Annotated in this window: 3 protein-coding genes and 1 pseudogene; all 4 read left to right on the top strand. The window is 58.5% G+C overall.

The window, feature by feature from the left end; genetic code table 11:
* Positions 1-140 (top strand): annotated as a pseudogene (locus VL003_RS05495) (phosphoribosyltransferase); the annotation flags it as partial.
* A gap of 112 nt (positions 141-252) precedes the next feature.
* Positions 253-465 (top strand): 30S ribosomal protein S21, encoded by a 213-nt coding sequence (gene rpsU / locus VL003_RS05490; protein ID WP_093971288.1) that lies wholly within the window; start codon positions 253-255, stop codon positions 463-465.
* The gene (gene dnaG, locus VL003_RS05485; RefSeq protein ID WP_325440377.1) at positions 462-2,357 is read left to right on the top strand and encodes a DNA primase; all 1,896 of its coding nucleotides are present in this window, start codon (positions 462-464) and stop codon (positions 2,355-2,357) included. The genes rpsU and dnaG overlap by 4 nt, the downstream gene beginning before the upstream one ends.
* A gap of 230 nt (positions 2,358-2,587) precedes the next feature.
* A partial coding sequence (locus VL003_RS05480) for an RNA polymerase sigma factor region1.1 domain-containing protein (protein WP_325440375.1) occupies positions 2,588-3,603 on the top strand: 1,016 nt, incomplete at its 3' end.

Genomic DNA, 3,603 nt, shown 5'->3' with positions numbered 1-3,603 from the left:
ATGCCCGGGCTACGCCCGACTACTACGTCGAGAAGCTTCCCACCAACCCCTGGATTCACCAGCCCTTCGAAGACTACGACAGCTTGCGTCCCCACCAACTTGAAGCCTGGATGCGCAAAGGCAAGCGTAATTCGCAGTAGTTTAATGCGCTAAGCGCCCTTAAGTGGCTTGGGCTCGTGAAACATCGGGTTTCGTGGTAGAATTTAATGCTTTACGCATTTTGCCACCCCTTTTTACGAGGCTTATCGATACATGCCTACTGTTCGTCTTAAAGAAAACGAGCCTTTTGAAGCTGCGCTGCGCCGCTTTAAGCGCACCATTGAAAAAAACGGCCTTTTGACCGAGCTGCGTTCGCGCGAGTTCTACGAGAAGCCCACCGCCGAGCGCAAGCGCAAGCACGCTGCTGCGGTCAAGCGTCATTACAAGCGTATCCGTAGTCAACAGCTGCCCCCGCGCCTGTATTGATACCAGAGTCCTTTGTTCAAGAGCTTCTTGCCCGGGTTGATGTAGTCGACGTCGTCGGGCGCTATGTGCAGTTGCGCAAGGGTGGGGCCAACCTGCTTGGCCTATGTCCGTTTCACAACGAAAAAAGCCCGTCTTTTACTGTCAGTCCTACCAAGCAGTTTTATCACTGCTTTGGTTGCGGCGCGCATGGCAGTGCCATTTCCTTCCTCATCGAACACACCGGGGCCAGTTTTCCCGAGGCGGTTCGCAGCCTTGCCGGCTCGGTCGGCATGGTGGTGCCCGAAGAGTCGCGCAGCCCGGCTCAGCGGGCGGCCTCTCAACGCCGTAAAGAAGAAGTCTCGCAGCACCAGCGAATTCTGGATGCGGCGCATGCGCATTATCAAAGCAGCCTTAAAGGTTCGCCGGCTGCGGTTTCGTACCTGAAGAAACGCGGTCTTAGCGGACAAATCGCAGCACGTTTTGGTCTGGGATGGACGGGCAGCGATCGTCGTGGCTTGGCGGCGGTGTTCTCCAACTACGAAGACCCTTTGCTGGTGGAATCCGGTCTGGTCATCGAGGCCGACGACGGTCGTCGCTACGACCGCTTCCGTGAGCGAATCATGTTTCCCATACGCAATACGCGCGGAAACATCATTGGTTTTGGCGGACGCCTGATCGCCCCTGGCGAACCCAAGTACCTCAACTCCCCCGAGACCACCTTGTTCTCGAAGGGGCGCGAGCTTTACGGCTTGTGGGAGGCGCGTGCGGCGGTTCGCGCCGAGGCGTGTGTGCTCGTAGTTGAAGGCTATATGGACGTCGTGGGCCTGGCCCAGCAAGGCGTTGAGAACGCCGTTGCAACGTTGGGCACGGCCACCACACCCGAGCACGTGCAAAAGCTGCTTCGATTGAGCAACAAGGTGGTGTTCAGCTTTGACGGCGACAAGGCCGGACGCCGAGCCGCCTGGCGCGCCTTGCAAGTATGCTTGCCGCTCTTGCGCGACGACGCCTCGATACGTTTTTTGTTTTTGCCGCAAGAGCACGACCCCGACTCTTACGTGCGCGAGTTTGGGGCCGAAGCATTTCGTGCTGCGCTGGCAGAAGCCGACCCCTTGTCGCGCTTCATGCTTGACGAACTTGCCTCGCATCATGCCATGGACGAAGCCGAAGGACGTGCTGCCTGTGTGCATGAAGCCAAGCCCTTGTTGTCCATGATTCCCCCCGGCACACTGCGCATGCAGATCGAGCGTGAGTTTGCAAAGCTGGTGCGACTGACACCGGAAGAGCTTGCAAGCATGCTGCAGGCCGTGCCCGATGTGCCCGTTGCGCCGCCCAGTGGCGCGATGCCGGTTGTTTCGACACATTCCGAGCCGCCGGGGTTCATGGATGATATTCCGGCTGGTTTTGCGCCTGACGAGCCCTGGAGCGGGCCGCTTGATCATGACCCGGTTCCCGCTGCGAGCCGTTCAACGCGCGCTCAAAAGTCGCGGGCGGTAACGCCCATCGCCAAGCGCCTGTTGCGCCTGCTGCTTGCCCACCCCGAGCTGGTTGACCGCTTGGGTGACCAGCAGCTTGAAATTCTCGAACATAGCCCCCATTTGGTACTGGTACGAGACGTGATTGCGCTGGCGCACACCAGCGGCGCTCGCCATGTGGGCGCGTTGCTGCAGGCTGCCGACCCGGCCGAGGAACTGGCGCAGGTGCTAAGTAGTCTAAGTAAAGAACTGCTCGAACAGGACGATCTGCCCGACCCCTGGACCGAGTGGAACGATGCGATGCATCGCATTGAACTCGATGCCATCAAGGCCGAGCAGTCTGAATTGATTGCGGGCGGGCTTCGCGATGAAGCCTCACGCCTGCGGTATCAGAAATTGACGCGCAGGCTGGCCCTGCTAAACAGTGCTTCCAGGCACTGAGTGTTGTAAAATAAAGAGTTTCGCATCGATCGCCAGATCATTGCGCAAAAGTGTGGTTTTTTAGCTGGTTGCCCCCATTGCCTTGCACTCATACCAGACAAGGATTCTTCATTATTGGGCGCCAAGCAAAAAGTCGGGCTTTTGCGGTTGAACTGTTGCGTTGCGAGAGTAGTTTTGCCATGCAATGCGGGCGCGGAGCCCCGCGCACATTTGCACTTACGGAAGCGACTATGACCCAAGCCACTGGTAAGACCCCGTTGGTAGCAGAGCAGGAAGCTGCAAAAACCCGAACGGCTGCTGCAACAAAAAGCGCCGCCAAAACCTCGGTAAAGGTTGCGGCTGATTCGGCTGCAGATGCCAAGGTGGCGGCCAAGAAGGCACCTGCCAAAACAGCCGCAGTAAAGAAAGCGGCGGTAAAAACGGCTGCCGCTAAAAAAACGGCGGTCAAGAAAACTGCTGCCAAGACGGCGGCAACCACTGCCACTAAAACCGCAAGCAAGACCGCTGCCAAAAAAGCGGCCAAGCCGGGGCGCCCCGCTTCGACCGGTCGCCGCCCGGGCCGTCCGGCTAAATCGGCCAACAACGACGCAGCCAACTTCACCGATGACGACCTCGACAACGAAGCCGAGGTGATCCCTGATTTCAAACCGGTGGCCAAACGTGGCAAGCGCGGCAAAGGCGACAAAGACGTGCCTGCCCGCAGCCAGATGACACCCGAAGAGCAAGAGGCCCGTCGTAATCGCCTTAAGGTGCTGATCAAGCTGGGCAAAGAGCGTGGTTATCTTACCTACGGTGAAATCAACGACCACCTGCCCGACGACCTGGTCGACGCCGAAGCGATTGACGGCATTATCAGCACATTCAGTGACATGGGCATCTCGGTCTACGACCAAGCACCTGACGCCGAGTCGCTGCTTCTGAATGACAACGCCCCCGTTGCCTCCAACGATGACGACGTCGAAGATGAGGCCGAGGCTGCACTAACCACCGTTGACTCCGACTTCGGACGCACCACTGACCCGGTTCGCATGTATATGCGCGAAATGGGTACGGTCGAGCTGCTTACCCGCGAGGGCGAAATCGAAATCGCCAAGCGCATCGAAGACGGTCTTAAGCATATGGTCATGGCCATTGCTGCGTGCCCCACCACGGTCAACGAAATTTTGGCCTATGTGCAGCGCGTGCGCGACGGTCACGCCCAAATCGACGAGGTCGTCGACGGCCTGGTCGACGAAGAGGGCGAAGA

Source organism: Pusillimonas sp., from assembly GCF_035515275.1.
GTDB lineage: Bacteria > Pseudomonadota > Gammaproteobacteria > Burkholderiales > Burkholderiaceae_B > Pusillimonas.
The sequence above is the reverse complement of the archived record's forward strand: the minus strand, read 5'-3'. Positions and strand labels throughout refer to the sequence as shown.